At 54.0% G+C, this 18600-nt stretch carries 13 protein-coding genes; 8 read left to right on the top strand and 5 right to left on the bottom strand.

Annotated features, from left to right (window positions below; genetic code table 11):
• Positions 1–121: 121 nt before the first annotated feature.
• The 5 genes from infA to trxB all read right to left on the bottom strand — a co-directional run bounded on the left by infA (position 122) and on the right by trxB (position 6011).
• Positions 122–340 (bottom strand): translation initiation factor IF-1, encoded by a 219-nt coding sequence (gene infA, locus MRY16398_RS19590; RefSeq protein ID WP_001040187.1) that lies wholly within the window; start codon positions 338–340, stop codon positions 122–124.
• A 288-nt stretch (positions 341–628) separates the two neighbouring features.
• Entirely contained in the window at positions 629–1330 is a 702-nt protein-coding gene (gene aat, locus MRY16398_RS19585; RefSeq protein ID WP_071196081.1) for a leucyl/phenylalanyl-tRNA--protein transferase, read from the bottom strand.
• A gap of 111 nt (positions 1331–1441) precedes the next feature.
• Positions 1442–3163 carry a heme ABC transporter ATP-binding protein/permease CydC gene (gene cydC, locus MRY16398_RS19580; protein ID WP_125125047.1) on the bottom strand — a complete coding sequence of 574 codons (1722 nt, stop codon included), beginning with the start codon at positions 3161–3163 and terminating at the stop codon, positions 1442–1444.
• Positions 3164–4930: a heme ABC transporter permease/ATP-binding protein CydD gene (gene cydD / locus MRY16398_RS19575; protein ID WP_125125046.1), complete on the bottom strand. Its 1767-nt coding sequence runs from the start codon at positions 4928–4930 to the stop codon at positions 3164–3166.
• A 115-nt stretch (positions 4931–5045) separates the two neighbouring features.
• On the bottom strand, positions 5046–6011 hold the full coding sequence (trxB, locus tag MRY16398_RS19570; RefSeq protein ID WP_039078531.1) for a thioredoxin-disulfide reductase: 966 nt from the start codon (positions 6009–6011) through the stop codon (positions 5046–5048).
• Positions 6012–6564: 553 nt separating this feature from the next.
• Here trxB and lrp point away from each other — a divergent pair.
• The 8 genes from lrp (at position 6565) to MRY16398_RS19530 (ending at position 18431) form a co-directional block, all read left to right on the top strand.
• Complete coding sequence (gene lrp / locus MRY16398_RS19565; protein ID WP_000228469.1) at positions 6565–7059, top strand: leucine-responsive transcriptional regulator Lrp; 495 nt, start codon at positions 6565–6567, stop codon at positions 7057–7059.
• Between the two features lie 110 nt (positions 7060–7169).
• Positions 7170–10829: a DNA translocase FtsK 4TM domain-containing protein gene (locus MRY16398_RS19560; protein ID WP_125125045.1), complete on the top strand. Its 3660-nt coding sequence runs from the start codon at positions 7170–7172 to the stop codon at positions 10827–10829.
• Between the two features lie 119 nt (positions 10830–10948).
• Positions 10949–11560 (top strand): outer membrane lipoprotein chaperone LolA, encoded by a 612-nt coding sequence (gene lolA / locus MRY16398_RS19555; protein ID WP_110295634.1) that lies wholly within the window; start codon positions 10949–10951, stop codon positions 11558–11560.
• A 9-nt stretch (positions 11561–11569) separates the two neighbouring features.
• The gene (rarA, locus tag MRY16398_RS19550; protein WP_039078534.1) at positions 11570–12913 is read left to right on the top strand and encodes a replication-associated recombination protein RarA; all 1344 of its coding nucleotides are present in this window, start codon (positions 11570–11572) and stop codon (positions 12911–12913) included.
• A gap of 93 nt (positions 12914–13006) precedes the next feature.
• The gene (gene serS, locus MRY16398_RS19545) at positions 13007–14299 is read left to right on the top strand and encodes a serine--tRNA ligase (RefSeq protein WP_039078535.1); all 1293 of its coding nucleotides are present in this window, start codon (positions 13007–13009) and stop codon (positions 14297–14299) included.
• 194 nt (positions 14300–14493) lie between these two features.
• On the top strand, positions 14494–16938 hold the full coding sequence (dmsA, locus tag MRY16398_RS19540; protein ID WP_125125044.1) for a dimethylsulfoxide reductase subunit A: 2445 nt from the start codon (positions 14494–14496) through the stop codon (positions 16936–16938).
• A 10-nt stretch (positions 16939–16948) separates the two neighbouring features.
• Positions 16949–17566, top strand: coding sequence for a DMSO/selenate family reductase complex B subunit (locus MRY16398_RS19535; RefSeq protein WP_079498341.1), 618 nt, complete (start codon positions 16949–16951; stop codon positions 17564–17566).
• A 1-nt stretch (position 17567) separates the two neighbouring features.
• Entirely contained in the window at positions 17568–18431 is an 864-nt protein-coding gene (locus MRY16398_RS19530; RefSeq protein ID WP_039078538.1) for a dimethyl sulfoxide reductase anchor subunit family protein, read from the top strand.
• Positions 18432–18600 lie beyond the last annotated feature (169 nt).

Genomic DNA, 18600 nt, shown 5'->3' with positions numbered 1-18600 from the left:
GTAGCATACTGGTGTTGATGTTGGCATCATCCCCGAAAAGCGGGGCGCATCGTATTCGGAAACGAAAAAAGCCGGACTGCGCGTCCGGCTCTCAAATTCTTGCACGTGCGTGCTTCAATAATTAACGGCTACGGAAGACAATGCGGCCTTTGCTCAGGTCGTACGGGGTCAGCTCAACTGTCACTTTGTCGCCCGTCAGAATGCGGATGTAGTTTTTACGCATTTTACCGGAGATATGCGCAGTGACCACGTGACCGTTTTCCAGTTCTACGCGGAACATAGTATTAGGCAACGTTTCCAGAACGGTGCCCTGCATTTCAATATTGTCTTCTTTGGCCATCTAATCCTCGGGGGTATCACTACCATATTTTTTTGAACCGGCAAGATAATGCCGAAGTTCGTCTGTTAAGTAAAGATTTGTGCGATAAAACGCAGCAAAGCGGCTTTTGCGCATTACCCTCACGCCACACTCACGGCACGCAATATGCGCAACGTGTAAAGGGGAACGAAGAAGGAAATGAAGGACGTCCCTGATACAAGCTTTCCCGAATGGTGGCGGGGTAACAGGCAGAAGCTGCTCTGAGCGTCCATTATAACACCCTGATAAAAAATGTGCCGAAAACATTCATCAGGCGGGTAAAAACAGTTCCCTGGGCACCCAGAAATGGGAAGGGAGCTTTTGCAAACGGAGCTCTCTAAGCCATTCAAGGTACTCGCGCCGCGGAATTTCCACGGCGCCCAGCGAGGCGGTATGCGAGTTCAGCACCTGGCAATCAATCAATTGACCCCCATCGCGAGCGAAGGCATGGCTGAACACCATTAACGCAGTTTTGGATGCATTAACGCGGCGGCTGAACATCGACTCGCCGCAAAACAATCTCCCCTGCGATACGCCGTACATGCCACCGACCAGTTCATCCTCCTCCCAGACTTCAATTGAATGGGCATGTCCTAACTCATGCAGTCGGTGATAAGCCAGCACCACATCCGGTGTGATCCAGGTTCCCTCATCACGATCCTCTGTGCAGCCGTCGATTACCCGCCCAAAGGCATGATTGATCGTAACGCGATAGGGGGAGGATTTGTGAAAACGCTTCATACTACGGCTGACATGAAACTCTGTCGGCCACAGCACGGCACGTGGGTCTGGCGACCACCAGAGAATGGGATCGCCTGGCGAAAACCACGGGAAGATACCGCGTTGATACGCCATCAGGAGACGGGCAGGGCTAAGATCCCCACCCAGTGCCAACAAGCCATTTGGTTCACGCAACGCCGCTTCCGGCGAAGGGAACGCAAGGGTATGACGAGACAGCTGGACCAGGCGCATGACACAACGCTCCACAACGCAACAAGGAATACCCCATATATATCGTCACATCCGGCACAGCACTTTAGAATCACCCCTTAATGGGAGGCTGAAAATGACGACATCCATAGACTACAGACGTTGCTTAAACTGGTAGTATCGACCCTGTTTTGCCATTAACGCTGCGTGATTACCTTGCTCAATTATTTGTCCGTTGTCCATCACAATTATCTGATCAAAGCGACTCAGCCCTCGCAGGCGATGTGTCACCATAAGCACGGTTTTTTTCTGCATCACTTCTTCAAGTAACTCAAGGATTTGGCTCTCCGTGGCAGCATCAAGCCCCTCGGTCGGCTCATCCAGCAGGACCAGCGGCGCATCGTGCAATAACGCTCGTGCGATAGCCAGACGGCGAAGCTCACCGCCGGACAGTTGACGACCGCCTTCACCCAGCCAGGCATTCAGGCCGCTGTCATCGAGTAATTTCTCAAGACCCGTGCGGGTAAGTACATCAGCCAGCGCCTCATCAGTTGCCTGCGGTGCGGCTAACAGCAGGTTATCGCGCAGCGTTGCGCTGAACAGATGCACACGTTGCGGTACCATACTGATACTCGCACGTAGCGCCGTTTCCCCGTATTGAGTCAGTGGCGCTCCGTTGAGTAATACTTCTCCGTGCTGCGGGTCCCAGGCACGCGTTAATAGCTGTAGCAGCGTTGATTTACCACACCCTGTACGCCCCAGCACAGCAACATGTTCGCCAGCGGCAATAGACAGGCTAATGCCATCCAGCGCCTTTTGCGGTTGCTCAGGATAGCTAAATGAGATGTCCCGCAGGTTGACATTGACCTCAGTGGGGGCCATCGCTGAGGTTTGCGGGAACTGCACTTCCGGCGGACAGTCGGTAATTTGCGTAATCCGTATCGCCGAGGCGATAACTTGTCCAAGGTGTTGGAATGCACCGGTAACCGGGGCCAGCGCTTCAAAAGCCGCTAAAGCACAGAACACGAAAAGGGCAATAAGCGCACCTGGCTGCGTGTTATCGCCCACGCCGCCTGCGGCGAACCACAGCATAGTCAGCACTGCAATCGCGCCAATCAGTAACATCACTGCCTGGGACGCGGCAGTCAGATCGGACTGGCGACGCTGGGCGTCATGCCAGCTTAGTTCCGTATTTTCCATCTGTTCGCGGTAGCGCTGGCTGGCGCCGAAAATCGTCAGTTCCGCCTGGCCCTGTAGCCAGGTGGTTAACTGCTGACGGTATTGTCCGCGAAGCTGCGTCAGATTTTCGCCGGTGGGTTTCCCGGCACGATAAAAGAGCGGCGGCAGGATAATCAGCGTAGCCAGCATAATTCCACCCAGCATCAGCGCCAGTGGAACATCCAGTACGCTTAGCCCGACGGTGACCACAACAATCACCACAAGAGCGCCAACAAGAGGTGAAATCACGCGCAGATACAAGTGGTCAAGCGTGTCGACATCCGCAACCACGCGATTGAGTAACTCTCCCTGGCGAAAACGTGACAGGCCGGCAGGAGAGAGCGGCAGCAGTTTGCTGAATGTAGTGACGCGCAGATGTTGCAGCACGCGGAAGGTTGCATCGTGGCTGACCAGCCGTTCAAAATAGCGCCCGGCGGTACGGGTAATCGCGGCACCGCGAACCCCTGCAGCCGGGAGCATGTAATTAAAGCTGTAGAGTCCGGCGGCGCCGACCACCGCGGATGCCGATAAAAACCATCCGGACAATGTCAGCAGGCCGATACTGGCCAGTAGTGTGACAATCGCGAGGATCACACCCAGCAACAGCAGCCAGAAGTGGCGTTTATACAGAGCGAGATAGGGCAGAAGTGCGCGCATTTAAATGTCCTCCTGGCGATGGGCGAGGAGCGCGGCAAAGGCTCCCTGCGCTGTGGAGAGTTCCGCGAAAGTCCCCTGTTCGATGATTTTTCCGTCATCCATGACCCATATGGCGCTCCAGTCGGCCAGCCCTTCTAACTGATGTGTCACCATCAGTGTTGTCTGGTTCAGTGAGGCATCATTAAGCGCTTGCATCACGCGCTGTTCACTGTGCGCGTCAAGGCTGGCGGCGGGTTCATCGAGCAGCAATAGTTGGCATCGGTTAAGCAGGGCGCGGGCAACCGCAACGCGCTGGGCCTGGCCTACGGAAAGACGCGTTCCCTGATCGCCACAAGCTGTTTCCAGCCCTTGTGGTAAGAGCGGTAAAAATTCGCTCACCCAGGCTTTATCCAACACGGTCTGCAATTCAGCGGCGCTGGCATCCGGGCGAGACAGGAGGATATTTTCCCGTAATGTGGTGGCCGGAAGCTGCGGGTTTTGCCCGACCCAACTGATAAGCTGACGCCAGCTCTCCGGGTCCAGGTCTCGTAACTCAATGCCATTTATCCGCAGGGAGCCCTCATACGGCAGGAACCCGGAAAGGGCATTCACCAGCGAACTCTTACCGGAGCCGCTTTTCCCCACCAGCACCACGCGCTGACCGGCTGGCAGCGTAAAGTTCAGTGGCCCGGCAAGGACGCTGCCTTCTGGCGATTTGAGAACCAGATCTTCCGCTGTGATGCTCACCGCCTCATCCGCTTTCAGCGTGATATCGCCACGCTGCGGATGGGCATGTGGCGCTTCCATAAAGGTTTTCAGGCTGTCGGCGGCACCAATAGCCTGGGCTTTCGCGTGATAGAACGTCCCCAGGTCGCGCAGCGGCTGGAAGAACTCCGGAGCCAGAATCAGGGCCAGGAAACCGGCAAACAGCGTTACGCCCGTGCCGTAATGGCCAAAATTGAGTTCGCCCAGGTAAGAGAAGCCAAAATAGACGGCCACCAGAGCGATGGACAACGAAGTGAAAAACTCCAGCACGCCGGAGGAGAGAAACGCCATACGCAGGACTTCCATCGTACGGCTGCGAAAATCCTCTGAGGCCTGACGAATATTTTCTGTCTCCGCTGCGCCACGATCGAAGATACGCAGCGTCTCCATGCCGCGTAAGCGGTCAAGGAAATGGCCGCTCAGGCGCGCCAGTGCTTTGAAGTTGCGTCGGTTCGCATCGGCTGCGCCCATCCCCACCATCGCCATAAAGATCGGAATGAGAGGTGCGGTTGCCAGCAGAATCAAGGCTGCGGCCCAGTTAATTGGAAAGAGGGTAATGACAATCAGCAACGGTACGCTGGCTGCCAGTGCCATCTGAGGCAGATAACGTGCATAGAAATCATGCATATCGTCGATTTGCTCGAGGATAAGCGTAGCCCAACTGCCTGCGGGCTTACCCTGAATCCACGCTGGACCAGCTTGCTGTAACCTGTCGAGCACCTGACGGCGTATTTCGAAACGGATGTGGACGCCGGCATGAAAACCGACGCGCTCACGCAACCAGACGACCCAACTGCGCAAAACAAAAATCAGCACCAACAAGGCAAAAGGCAGCAGCAATGCTTCGCGCGGGATATTTTCCATAATCATATGATTCAGGATCTTGGCGAGTATCCAGGCCTGAGCAACGATAAGAACGCCACTCACCACGCCCAGCAGGCGAGACATCATAAGCCAGCGACGGGAAATGACACTTTGCTGTTTTAACCAGCGGGTTAACTCTTGTTGACGGGTTTTATTCATTGCGCGCTTTGCAGGTGAAGTTATCGGAATTTTTGAGCTTCGCAATGTTACATCGGCGCAAAAATAAAGGCGACTTATAGTCGCCTTATTTACCTTTGTTACTGAGTTGTAACGTTTATTTACTTTGTGCTAACCCATCAAGATAACGTTCTGCATCCAGTGCCGCCATACAGCCGGTACCGGCCGAGGTGATCGCCTGACGATAGATATGATCCATAACATCACCCGCAGCGAAAACGCCTGGAATACTGGTCTGGGTGGCATTGCCATGAATACCTGACTGTACTTTGATGTAGCCATTTTCCAGTTCAAGTTGACCATCAAAAATGGCGGTGTTCGGGCTGTGTCCAATAGCGACAAACAGGCCGGCGACATCCAGTGATTCAATATTATCCGCATTTTCGGTATCGCGAATGCGCAGACCGCTAACGCCCATCTGATCGCCCGTCACCTCTTCCAGGGTGCGGTTGGTGTGCAGCACGATATTGCCACTGGCCACTTTATCCATCAGACGTTTAATCAGGATTTTCTCCGCGCGGAAAGAATCACGACGGTGAATCAGGTGTACCTCAGAGGCGATGTTTGCCAGGTACAGCGCTTCTTCAACGGCAGTATTACCCCCACCGATGACCGCGACTTTCTGATTGCGATAGAAGAAACCATCGCAGGTGGCGCAGGCAGAAACACCGCGGCCTTTAAATGCTTCCTCAGATGGCAGACCCAAATAACGCGCGGAGGCGCCGGTGGCGATAATCAACGCATCACAGGTATATTCGCCGCTATCACCGATAAGACGGAACGGACGGTTTTGCAGATCAACCTTATTGATATGATCGAACAAAATTTCGGTATCAAATTTTGCGGCATGTTCATGCATGCGCTCCATCAGGAGCGGCCCGGTCAGATCGTGCGGGTCGCCTGGCCAGTTTTCCACCTCAGTGGTCGTGGTGAGCTGACCGCCTTTCTCCATACCGGTAATTAACACCGGTTCCAGGTTTGCACGTGCAGCATAGACCGCAGCGGTGTATCCCGCAGGCCCTGAACCAAGGATAAGCAGCTTACTGTGTTTGGCCGTACCCATGAGATCCTCATTATTGTTTGGCAGACATTGGGCTGGATTGTAGGGAATTTGCAGGCGTAAAAAAAGGGCACAGCGGTTTTGTTAACGATATGTGTAATAGATGGCACTAATCATTTAACGCTGAGTGAGATCCTAAATATAACTATTTCTACTGAAAAACGGGCCGTTATAAGGTGATTAAATGAGTATTGCCTAAGGGTGATGATGAATATCTGGCATGTTGTACTAAAAAAAGATGTTTTGCTTTGACAATCCCCTGCGCATTTGCGAAAACATCAAAGGAAGAAAAAAAGCAGTGTTTCGCGCGTGATGCAAATTCATGCATGTAAATACCATTTTTACCGGGCTAGCGAAATCTACGCATGGCGTGGACAGACGCCATTCGTGATGTCGATAGCTGCCGTATGGCAACGGACTTCTTAATGCAGACCCTGGGATTACATGCGGCGTTATCGTTATTAACCCGCACGTAAAGCGACGGGCAAAGACCCTGAACAGTGAAGTGCACAGGGTCAAGACAGGAGTAGGGAAGGAATACAGAGAGACAATAATAATGGTAGATAGCAAGAAGCGCCCTGGCAAAGATCTCGACCGCATTGATCGTAATATTCTGAACGAATTGCAAAAAGATGGGCGTATTTCCAACGTCGAGCTTTCTAAACGAGTGGGACTTTCTCCTACGCCGTGCCTTGAGCGCGTGCGCAGGCTGGAAAGACAGGGCTTCATTCAGGGCTATACAGCGCTGCTGAACCCGCATTATCTGGATGCATCACTTCTGGTATTTGTTGAGATTACTCTGAATCGTGGCGCCCCGGATGTGTTTGAGCAATTTAACGCCGCAGTACAAAAACTTGAAGAAATTCAAGAGTGTCATTTGGTGTCCGGTGATTTCGACTACCTGTTGAAAACACGTGTGCCGGATATGTCTGCTTATCGCAAACTGCTAGGGGAAACCCTGCTGCGACTGCCGGGCGTGAATGACACCCGTACTTATGTGGTGATGGAAGAAGTCAAACAGAGCAACCGTCTGGTTATCAAGACGCGCTAATACGGAACAGGTGCAAAATCAGCTTTTTTTGATTACACTCCTGTTAATCCATACAGCAACAGTGCCGGGGTAACCCGGCGCTGTTGTCCGTTTTAGCTGGAGAGCCTTACTTGAGCCAGGAATACACAGAAGACAAAGAAGTCACACTAACCAAGCTAAGCAGCGGGCGTCGACTCCTTGAGGCGTTGCTGATCCTTGTTTCTCTGTTTGCCGTCTGGTTAATGGCGGCCCTCATTAGTTTTAATCCTTCCGATCCCAGTTGGTCGCAAACCGCGTGGCATGAACCCATACATAATCTGGGTGGCGCACCGGGAGCGTGGCTTGCGGATACATTATTCTTCATTTTCGGTGTAATGGCTTACACCCTGCCGGTGATTATCATCGGTGGTTGCTGGTTTGCTTATCGACATCGTGCCAATGAAGACTTTATCGATTATTTCGCCGTTTCATTACGTCTTATTGGCGCGCTGGCGCTGATCCTGACCTCTTGCGGTCTGGCGGCTATCAACGCTGACGATATCTGGTATTTCGCCTCTGGCGGCGTCATCGGTAGTTTGCTGAGCACAACGTTGCAACCGTTGCTGCATAGCAGCGGGGGCACCATCGCCTTATTGTGTGTCTGGGCAGCCGGGCTCACGCTGTTTACCGGCTGGTCCTGGGTGACCATTGCTGAAAAACTCGGTGGCATTATCCTCGGTATTCTCACCTTCGCCAGTAATCGCACGCGCCGTGACGATACCTGGGTTGATGAAGAGGAATATGAAGAAGAGGAGTACGACGACGAGCCCGCAGCCCCGCGCGAATCGCGTCGTGCCCGTATTCTGCGTGGAGCACTGGCGCGCCGTAAACGCGTCGCGGAAAAATTCGCCAACCCGCTTGGCCGTAAAACCGACGCAGCATTGTTCTCCGGAAAACGGATGGATGATGATGAAGAGGAGATTGCCTACAGTGCCCGCGGTGTCGCAGCAGATGCTGATGATGTCCTGTTTTCTGGCCATAGAGCCACACAACCGGATATCGACGCTTACGATCCGCTGTTAAGCGGGCAACGCGCAACCGAACCTGTTTCAGCCGCCGCTGCAGCCATGACAGCGGCACAGGCGTATGCTGCGCCAGCCAGCCCGGTGGTCCAGCCCCCGGTGGAAACGCCGCCGTGGCAGCCAGCTTCTGGCGACTATGCGGCGCAATATGAGCCAGAGCCAGAGCAGGTTCCGCTTTCGCATTACGCCGCGCCTGCACAGAATAATGAGTGGCAGCCGGAAGCGCCGCCTGTTGCACCACAGCCGCAAGCATATCAGGCGTGGCAAGAGCCTCAATACGAAGAGCCCGCGCCAGCGCCGGAGATTGAGCCGGAAGTGGTAGAAGAGGTGAAGCAGACGCGCCCGCCACTTTACTATTTTGAAGAGGTTGAAGCCCAGCGAGCACGTGAGCGTGAACAGCTTGCCGCCTGGTATCAGCCCATCCCGGAGCCGGTACAAGAATCGACGCGTCCGGTCGCGCCAGCGATGCCTTCTATTCCTGCTGCGCCGACAACGCCTGTTGAACCCAGCGTTGTGCCGACAGTCGCGCCTGTTGCTGCAGGCGCGAAAGATGTCGCTGCGACAGCGGCAGTGGCTACTGCGCCGGTGTTTAGTCTTGCCGATGGCGGTGCTGCTCGTCCGCAGGTGAAAGAGGGCATTGGACCACAACTGCCGCGCCCGAACCGTGTCCGCGTGCCTACACGTCGTGAACTGGCTTCCTATGGCATCAAACTGCCCTCGCAGCGCATGGCAGAAGAGCGCGCGCGTGAAGCCGGGCGCCAACAAAATGGTGCGCTGGATGATGACGATGCCGACATGCTGCAACAACATGAGTTGGCGCAACAGTTCGCGACCAGTCAGCAGAACCGCTATGGCGAGGAGTATCAGCACGATACGACAGCCCCCATTCTTGATGACAATGAGGCCGAAGAGGCTGAACTGGCGCGTCAGTTTGCCGCCACCCAGCAGCAGCGCTATTCCGGTGAACAGCCGACAGGGGCTCATGCCTTTTCAGCTGATGATTTTGCATTCTCGCCGTTTAAAGCGCTGGTGGATGATGGCCCTGGCGAGCCATTGTTTACGCCTGGCGTGATGCCAGAAGCTGAACCGCCAACGCAGCAGCCTGCTGTAAATTATACTGCTCAGCCTTCCGCGCCTGTCCATGCGCAACCTGCAGCGGCCAGACCACAAGCACCTGCGCCTCAGGAAAGCCTGATTCATCCGCTGTTGATGCGTAACGGTGACAGCCGGCCGTTGCCAAAACCGACGACACTGCTGCCTTCGCTGGATTTGCTGACGCCACCGCCGGCTGAGGTTGAGCCGGTTGATACTTTCGCGCTGGAGCAAATGGCCCGTCTGGTGGAGGCGCGCCTGGCCGATTTCCGTATTAAAGCTGACGTGGTGAACTACTCTCCGGGTCCGGTGATTACACGTTTTGAACTGAACCTGGCGCCGGGGGTGAAAGCGGCACGAATTTCTAACCTGTCGCGTGACCTGGCGCGTTCCCTGTCGACCGCAGCGGTTCGTGTTGTAGAAGTGATTCCAGGTAAACCTTACGTTGGTCTGGAATTACCGAACAAAAAGCGTCAGACCGTCTATCTGCGCGAAGTGCTGGACTGCGCGAAATTCCGCGAAAGCCCGTCGCCTTTGACCGTCGTGTTGGGCAACGATATCGGTGGCGAGCCGGTGATTGCTGATTTGGCCAAAATGCCCCATCTGTTAGTTGCAGGGACCACGGGTTCTGGTAAATCCGTTGGGGTTAACGCCATGATCCTCAGCATGCTCTACAAAGCGCAGCCGGAAGACGTGAAATTCATCATGATCGACCCGAAAATGCTGGAACTTTCCGTGTACGAAGGTATCCCGCATTTGCTGACAGAAGTGGTCACCGACATGAAAGACGCTGCCAACGCATTGCGCTGGAGCGTTAATGAGATGGAACGTCGGTACAAACTGATGTCGGCGCTTGGCGTGCGTAATCTCGCGGGTTATAACGACAAAATCGCCGAAGCGGCGAAAATGGGCCGTCCAATTCCGGATCCATACTGGAAACCGGGTGACAGCATGGCGATTGACCATCCGGTGCTGGAAAAACTGCCGTACATCGTCGTGCTGGTCGATGAATTTGCCGACCTGATGATGACCGTGGGTAAAAAGGTGGAAGAGCTGATTGCCCGCCTGGCGCAGAAAGCGCGTGCTGCGGGTATTCACCTGGTGCTGGCGACGCAGCGTCCTTCTGTTGACGTTATCACCGGTCTGATTAAAGCCAACATCCCGACCCGTATTGCTTTTACCGTGTCGAGCAAAATCGACTCCCGTACCATCCTTGACCAGGGCGGTGCAGAATCGCTGCTGGGGATGGGGGATATGCTTTACTCAGGGCCAAACTCGACCATGCCGGTGCGTGTTCATGGTGCGTTTGTGCGTGACCAGGAAGTGCATGCCGTGGTGCAGGACTGGAAAGCGCGCGGCCGTCCGCAATACGTTGATGGTATTACCTCTGATAGCGAAAGCGAAGGGGGCGGCGGCGGTGGTTTTGACGGCGGTGAAGAGCTGGATCCGTTATTCGACCAGGCGGTTAATTTCGTCACCGAAAAACGCAAGGCTTCTATCTCTGGCGTACAGCGTCAGTTCCGTATCGGTTATAACCGCGCGGCGCGTATCATTGAGCAGATGGAAGCGCAGGGCATCGTCAGCGAGCAGGGGCACAATGGTAACCGTGAGGTGTTAGCGCCTCCGCCGTTCGAGTGATTGCAAAGATCGGTAAAGCCGTAAAAATTCAGTCTTTTCTTCTGTCACTTGGGGCAATGAGCTTTTAGAGTGACAGAAGTATTCTCCCGTACCGGGAGCGACGTTTTTGAGGAAAAACAATGAAAAAAATCGCGATAACCTGTGCGTTAATTGGCAGCTTTATGGTGAGCAGCGTGTGGGCGGATGCTTCCAGCGATCTGAAAAGCCGTCTCGACAAAGTGAGCAGTTTCCATGCAAGCTTTACCCAAAAAGTGACGGACGGAAGCGGTGCGGCGGTACAGGAAGGTCAGGGCGATTTGTGGGTCAAGCGTCCAAATCTGTTCAACTGGCACATGACGCAACCCGATGAGAGTGTCCTTGTTTCCGATGGGAAAACATTGTGGTTCTACAACCCCTTTGTTGAGCAGGCTACGGCAACCTGGCTGAAAGATGCTACCAGCAACACACCGTTTATGCTGATTGCGCGTAACCAGAGTAGCGACTGGCAGCAGTACAATATTCAGCAGAACGGCGATGATTTTGTCCTGACACCAAAAAGCAGCAATGGCAACCTCAAGCAGTTCACGATCAACGTTGGCAGTGATGGCACCATTCACCAGTTCAGCGCGATTGAGCAGGATGACCAGAAAAGTAACTACCAGCTAAAAGCCCAGCAAAATGGCACGGTAGATGCTGCTAAGTTTACCTTTACTCCACCAAAAGGCGTAACGGTCGACGATCAACGTAAGTAAGAGGCATGCGTGAGCAATCTGTCGCTCGATTTTTCCGACAATGCGTTTCAACCTCTGGCCGCGCGTATGCGGCCAGAAAATTTGGCGCAATATATAGGTCAGCAACATTTGCTGGCTCCGGGTAAACCCCTGCCTCGGGCGATTGAAGCCGGTCATCTGCATTCGATGATTTTGTGGGGACCGCCCGGAACGGGAAAAACGACGCTGGCAGAGGTGATTGCCCGCTATGCCAGTGCCGATGTTGAACGCATTTCTGCGGTCACGTCGGGCGTGAAAGAGATTCGTGAAGCTATTGAGCGAGCCCGGCAAAATCGCAATGCGGGGCGTCGCACGATCCTGTTTGTTGATGAAGTCCATCGCTTTAACAAAAGCCAGCAGGATGCCTTTTTACCCCATATTGAAGACGGTACGATCACTTTCATTGGTGCTACCACCGAAAATCCCTCTTTCGAACTCAATTCCGCTTTGCTCTCTCGTGCGCGCGTCTATCTGCTGAAATCTTTGACGACAGCGGATATTGAACAGGTATTAACGCAAGCGATGGAAGATAAGGCGCGGGGCTATGGCGGTCAGGATATTTCTCTGCCGGATGAGACCCGTCGCGCGATTGCTGAGCTGGTCAACGGCGATGCGCGCCGGGCGCTTAATACGCTGGAAATGATGGCCGACATGGCTGAGCTGGATGACTCCGGTAAGCGCGTCCTGCAACCCTCGCTTCTGACGGAGATTGCCGGTGAGCGCAGTGCGCGTTTTGATAACAAAGGCGACCGTTTCTACGATTTGATCTCAGCGCTGCATAAGTCGGTGCGCGGTAGTGCGCCAGATGCGGCGTTGTACTGGTATGCACGTATTATCAGCGCCGGGGGCGATCCCTTGTACGTGGCGCGCCGCTGTCTGGCGATTGCGTCTGAAGATGTTGGTAACGCCGATCCGCGCGCGATGCAGGTGGCTATTTCGGCCTGGGATTGTTTCACCCGCGTTGGGCCTGCGGAGGGTGAACGGGCCATTGCGCAGGCGATTGTTTATCTGGCCTGTGCCCCGAAAAGTAATGCGGTTTATACCGCCTTCAAAGCCGCACTGGCTGATGCGCGCGAACGTCCGGATTACGACGTTCCCGTCCATTTACGTAATGCGCCAACCAAACTGATGAAAGAGATGGGTTATGGTCAGGAGTATCGCTATGCTCATGACGAACCCAATGCCTATGCGGCTGGCGAGTCTTATTTCCCCGAAGAGTTAGCACAAACACGCTATTATCATCCGACAAACAGAGGCCTTGAAGGCAAGATTGGCGAAAAGCTCGCCTGGCTCGCTGAACAGGATCATAAAAGCCCCACAAAACGCTATCGCTGAGAGTGGCGTTGCGGTAATGTTGTCGGTGTATCTCTGTGGCCGCAGGCTGCGGTCACTTTCTCATTTTTTCAATTCGATAAGCACAGGATAAGCATGCTCGATCCCAATCTGCTGCGTACCGAGCCAGACGCAGTCGCAGAAAAACTGGCACGCCGGGGCTTTAAGCTGGATGTAGATAAATTGCGCGCTCTTGAAGAACGTCGCAAAGTTTTGCAGGTAAACACCGAAAACCTGCAGGCAGAGCGTAACTCGCGATCGAAATCCATCGGCCAGGCGAAAGCGCGCGGGGAAGACATTGAGCCATTACGCCTGGAAGTGAACAAACTGGGTGAACAACTGGACGCGGCGAAAGCCGAGCTGGAAACGCTGCTGGCGGAAATCCGTGATATCGCCCTGGCAATCCCCAACATTCCGGATGACAGCGTTCCGGTTGGTAAAGATGAAAACGACAACGTTGAAGTGAAACGCTGGGGTACGCCGCGTCAGTTCGACTTTGAAATTCGTGACCATGTCTCGCTCGGCGAAATGCACGCAGGGCTGGATTTTGCTGCAGCGGTTAAACTGACCGGCTCCCGTTTTGTGGTGATGAAAGGTCAAATCGCTCACCTGCATCGTGCACTGGCGCAGTTTATGCTCGACCTGCATACCGAGCAGCACGGCTATAGCGAGACCTATGTTCCATATCTGGTTAACCAGGATACGCTGTACGGTACGGGGCAATTGCCGAAGTTTGCGGGCGATCTGTTCCACACGCGTCCGCTGGAGGAAGAAGCTGACAGCAGTAACTATGCGCTGATTCCGACCGCAGAAGTACCGCTGACTAACCTTGTTCGCGATGAAATCATCGACGAAGACGACTTGCCGATTAAGCTGACGGCGCATTCACCATGCTTCCGTTCAGAAGCCGGTTCTTATGGTCGTGATACGCGCGGTCTGATCCGTATGCACCAGTTCGACAAAGTCGAGATGGTACAGATTGTTCGTCCGGAAGACTCTATGGCCGCACTCGAAGAGATGACCGGTCACGCGGAAAAAGTGCTGGAGCTGCTCGGCCTGCCGTACCGTCGTGTTGCACTCTGCACGGGTGACATGGGTTTTGGTGCCTGCAAAACATTCGACCTGGAAGTATGGGTACCGGCGCAAAATACCTATCGCGAAATCTCCTCCTGCTCCAACGTCTGGGACTTCCAGGCGCGCCGTATGCAGGCTCGTTGCCGTAGCAAATCCGATAAAAAAACACGCCTGGTACATACCCTGAACGGGTCCGGTCTGGCGGTCGGTCGTACGCTGGTTGCGGTGCTGGAAAACTATCAGCAAGCCGACGGTCGGATTGAGATCCCGGAAGTCCTGCGTCCTTATATGCGTGGGCTTGAGTATATCGGCTAGCACTCCCGTCTTATAAAAAGCGCCTGCGGGCGCTTTTTTTTTGCCCACCTTGATTCCCGACAATAACCTCACTTTTAATGAGATTAATATTCACTTTGCCGAATCAGAATAAATCACTAAAAAGTTGAGATTTCGTTATATAGAAAATTATATATCGGACTCGCATTTTAATTTTGTAAGCAAAGTGAGTACATATGAAAACTAAGACCCCCGATACACTACTCGGTGTGGAGGTGAGTCGACGTGGGCTGATGAGAACAACCGCTATTGGCGGGCTCGCGGCGGCAGGAAGCGCCTTCACTTTACCTTTTTCCCGACTCGTCAGCGCCGCTGACGCCATTTCTCCACCTTCCACCAGTGAAAAAGTTGTCTGGAGTGCCTGTACGGTCAACTGCGGTAGCCGATGCCCGCTGCGCATGCATGTCGTGGATGGCGAGATTAAATACGTCGAAACTGATAATACAGGCGATGATAACTACGATGGATTGCATCAGGTTCGCGCCTGCCTTCGTGGCCGCTCAATGCGCCGTCGTGTCTACAACCCCGATCGTCTGAAATATCCGATGAAGCGCGTTGGCAAACGCGGCGAAGGTAAATTCGAGCGAATCAGTTGGGAAGAAGCATACGACACAATCGCGCAGAATATGACGCGTCTTATTAAAGACTACGGTAACGAATCCATCTATCTGAATTATGGTACCGGTACGCTGGGCGGCACAATGACGCGTTCGTGGCCACCGGGAAAAACGTTGGTGGCACGCCTGATGAACTGTTGTGGCGGTTACCTTAACCATTATGGCGACTACTCCTCGGCACAAATTGCTGCGGGGCTTAATTACACCTACGGTGGCTGGGCGGCGGGTAACAGTCCGTCAGATATCGAAAACAGCAAACTGGTCGTGCTATTTGGTAACAACCCTGGCGAAACGCGTATGAGCGGTGGTGGGGTGACCTATTATCTTGAACAGGCGAGGGCAAAATCGAATGCCCGAATGATTATCGTCGATCCGCGTTATACCGATACCGGCGCAGGGCGTGAAGATGAGTGGATCCCCATTCGTCCCGGTACAGACGCCGCACTGGTAAATGGCATTGCATGGGTGCTGATTACGGAAAACCTTGTTGATCAGCCATTCCTCGATAAGTGCTGCGTTGGTTACGACGAAAAAACGTTGCCAGCCAGTGCACCTGCCAATGGTCATTACAAAGCCTATATTCTTGGGCAGGGGAAAGACGGTGTGGCCAAAACGCCTGAGTGGGCGTCGACAATTACCGGTGTGCCTGCTGAGCGCATTGTGAAGCTGGCACGAGAAATCGGTAGTACCAAACCCGCGTTTATCAGCCAGGGATGGGGGCCACAGCGCCATGCCAATGGTGAGATTGCGACCCGTGCAATTTCAATGCTGGCTATCCTGACAGGCAATGTCGGGATCCACGGCGGCAACACAGGGGCGCGCGAGGGGTCTTACGCCCTGCCATTCGAACGAATGCCGACGCTGGACAACCCGGTACAAACCAGTATTTCCATGTTCTTATGGACGGATGCCATTGAGCGCGGGCCTGAGATGACGGCGCTGCGTGATGGTGTGCGCGGCAAAGAGAAGCTGGACGTGCCGATTAAGATGATCTGGAACTATGCTGGTAACTGCCTCATCAACCAGCATTCAGATATCAACCGTACGCATAACATCCTGCAGGATGATAAAAAATGCGAGCTGATTGTGGTGATTGATTGCCATATGACGTCATCAGCAAAATATGCCGATATTTTGCTACCAGATTGCACGGCGTCTGAGCAGATGGACTTCGCACTCGATGCTTCCTGCGGCAATATGTCTTACGTCATTTTTAATGATCAGGTCATCAAGCCGCGTTTCGAGTGTAAAACCATCTACGACATGATGTCCGGGCTGGCAAAACGTCTTGGCGTTGAGCAGCAGTTTACCGAAGGTCGCACGCAGGAAGAGTGGATGCGTCACCTGCACGCGCTTTCACGCAAAGCGATCCCGGATTTGCCGGATTTTGACACCTTCCGTCAGCAGGGAATGTTCAAACAGCGTGATCCGGATGGGCACTACGTCGCCTATAAAGGGTTCCGCGACGATCCACAGGCCAACCCGCTGACCACACCGTCAGGTAAGATCGAGATCTATTCAGAAGCGCTGGCAACGATCGCGGCAACCTGGGAATTACCGGAAGGGGATGTTATCGACCCGCTGCCGATATATACCCCAGGGTTTGAGAGTTACAACGATCCGCTGAACAAAACATTCCCCTTACAGCTTACTGGTTTCCACTATAAGTCCCGTACGCACTCAACCTATGGCAACGTTGAGGTATTGAAAGCGGCCTGTCGACAGGAGATGTGGATCAACCCGCTTGATGCGCGCAAACGTGGGATAAGCAACGGTGATCGCGTACGCATTTTTAACGATCGTGGCGAAGTTCATATTGAAGCGAAGGTGACGCCGCGCATGATGCCGGGCGTCGTCGCGTTGAGCGAGGGCGCCTGGTATGCGCCGGATGCGAAAGGCATAGACCAGGCGGGTAGTATCAACGTCCTGACGACTCAGCGTCCTTCACCGTTGGCGAAGGGTAACCCATCGCACACTAACCTTGTTCAGGTCGAGAAGGCGTAAGGAGTAAAAGATGGCTACGCAATATGGATTTTATATCGACTCCGCACGCTGCACTGGCTGCAAAACCTGTGAGCTTGCGTGTAAGGATTACAAGAACTTAACCCCGGATGTCAGCTTCCGCCGCATTTACGAATACGCGGGGGGAGACTGGCAAGAGGATAACGGTGTCTGGCACCAGAACGTTTTCGCCTATTACCTCTCCATCGCCTGTAACCACTGCGAGGATCCGGCCTGTACCAAAGTCTGCCCCAGCGGGGCGATGCACAAACGCGAAGATGGCTTTGTGGTGGTGGACGAAGATATCTGCATCGGCTGTCGTTACTGCCATATGGCCTGCCCGTACGGCGCGCCGCAGTTCAACGCCGAAAAAGGCCATATGACCAAGTGCGACGGCTGCTACAGTCGTGTTGCCGAGGGGCATAAGCCGATTTGCGTGGAATCCTGCCCGCTGCGTGCGCTGGACTTCGGTCCCATTGAAGAGCTGCGTAAAAAATACGGTGAGCTGGCGGCTGTCGCCCCGCTCCCGGCGTCGCACTTCACCAAACCGTGCATTGTGATTAAACCTAACGCCAACAGCCGCCCGACAGGGGATACCACCGGCTATCTGGCAAACCCGCGGGAGGTGTGAGATGGGTAACGGATGGCATGAATGGCCGCTGATGATCTTCACTGTCTTTGGCCAGTGTGTGGTGGGTGGCTTCATTGTACTGGCTGTGGCGCTCCTGAAAGGAGATGCTCACTCCGGGACGCAGCAACGTATTGTCCGCGTGATGTTCGGTCTGTGGGTACTGATGGGTATTGGTTTTATTGCATCAATGCTGCACCTTGGTACGCCAATGCGGGCGCTGAACTCCCTTAACCGGGTCGGCTCCTCAGCGTTAAGCAATGAAATTGCCTCAGGATCGCTGTTTTTTGCTGTTGGTGGTATCGGTTGGCTGCTGGCTATGGCAGGAAAGTTGTCGCAGGGTTTGCGCCAGCTGTGGCTCATTGTGACGGCAGTACTGGGCGTGGTGTTTGTCTGGATGATGGTGCGCGTATACAACACCATTGATACGGTACCTACCTGGTACACGCTCTGGACGCCGCTCAGTTTCTTCCTGACGCTATTCATTGGCGGCCCGCTACTTGGCTATTTGTTACTGCGCATAGTGGGCGTTGAAGGCTGGGCAATGCGACTGCTGCCAGTGATTACTTTGCTTGCACTGGTTGCCAGTATGGTTGTCGTGCTGATACAGGGAAGTGAACTTGCGTCTGTTCATAGCTCCGTCCAGCAGGCGTCTGCGCTGGTACCGGATTACGGGGCGTTAATGGCATGGCGCGTCGTTGCGCTGGTCCTGGCTGTAGTATGCTGGGTGGCACCGCAACTGAAAGGCCACTACCCGGCGGTCCCGTTACTGAGCCTGGCATTTGTCCTGGTGCTGGTGGGGGAAATGATTGGTCGTGGTGTATTTTACGGCCTGCACATGACCGTGGGTATGGCGGTGGCAGGGTAACGTTGTAACAGCCGGGGCGGAAGTCCCGGCTTTTCAGGGCTGTTTTCACAAGAAATCATCATGAATTTTTTCAACTGAACCCTGTCGATGCCATTCTGATATAAGCCAGTCTAATCAATCACGTAATGAAACTTTTAACCCTACGGAAACTTCGCTGGATTAGTTTTAT

The sequence above is a fragment of the Phytobacter sp. MRY16-398 genome (genome assembly GCF_003925915.1).
GTDB lineage: Bacteria > Pseudomonadota > Gammaproteobacteria > Enterobacterales > Enterobacteriaceae > Phytobacter > Phytobacter diazotrophicus.
The sequence above is the reverse complement of the archived record's forward strand: the minus strand, read 5'-3'. Positions and strand labels throughout refer to the sequence as shown.

Coding starts and splice junctions, on each gene's coding strand:
- cydD (WP_125125046.1), bottom strand. CDS start 4,930: ATGAATAAAACCCGTCAACAAGAGTTAACCCGCTGGTTAAAACAGCAA.
- cydC (WP_125125047.1), bottom strand. CDS start 3,163: ATGCGCGCACTTCTGCCCTATCTCGCTCTGTATAAACGCCACTTCTGG.
- aat (WP_071196081.1), bottom strand. CDS start 1,330: ATGCGCCTGGTCCAGCTGTCTCGTCATACCCTTGCGTTCCCTTCGCCG.
- lrp (WP_000228469.1), top strand. CDS start 6,565: ATGGTAGATAGCAAGAAGCGCCCTGGCAAAGATCTCGACCGCATTGAT.
- serS (WP_039078535.1), top strand. CDS start 13,007: ATGCTCGATCCCAATCTGCTGCGTACCGAGCCAGACGCAGTCGCAGAA.
- trxB (WP_039078531.1), bottom strand. CDS start 6,011: ATGGGTACGGCCAAACACAGTAAGCTGCTTATCCTTGGTTCAGGGCCT.
- lolA (WP_110295634.1), top strand. CDS start 10,949: ATGAAAAAAATCGCGATAACCTGTGCGTTAATTGGCAGCTTTATGGTG.
- MRY16398_RS19530 (WP_039078538.1), top strand. CDS start 17,568: ATGGGTAACGGATGGCATGAATGGCCGCTGATGATCTTCACTGTCTTT.
- dmsA (WP_125125044.1), top strand. CDS start 14,494: ATGAAAACTAAGACCCCCGATACACTACTCGGTGTGGAGGTGAGTCGA.
- infA (WP_001040187.1), bottom strand. CDS start 340: ATGGCCAAAGAAGACAATATTGAAATGCAGGGCACCGTTCTGGAAACG.
- MRY16398_RS19535 (WP_079498341.1), top strand. CDS start 16,949: ATGGCTACGCAATATGGATTTTATATCGACTCCGCACGCTGCACTGGC.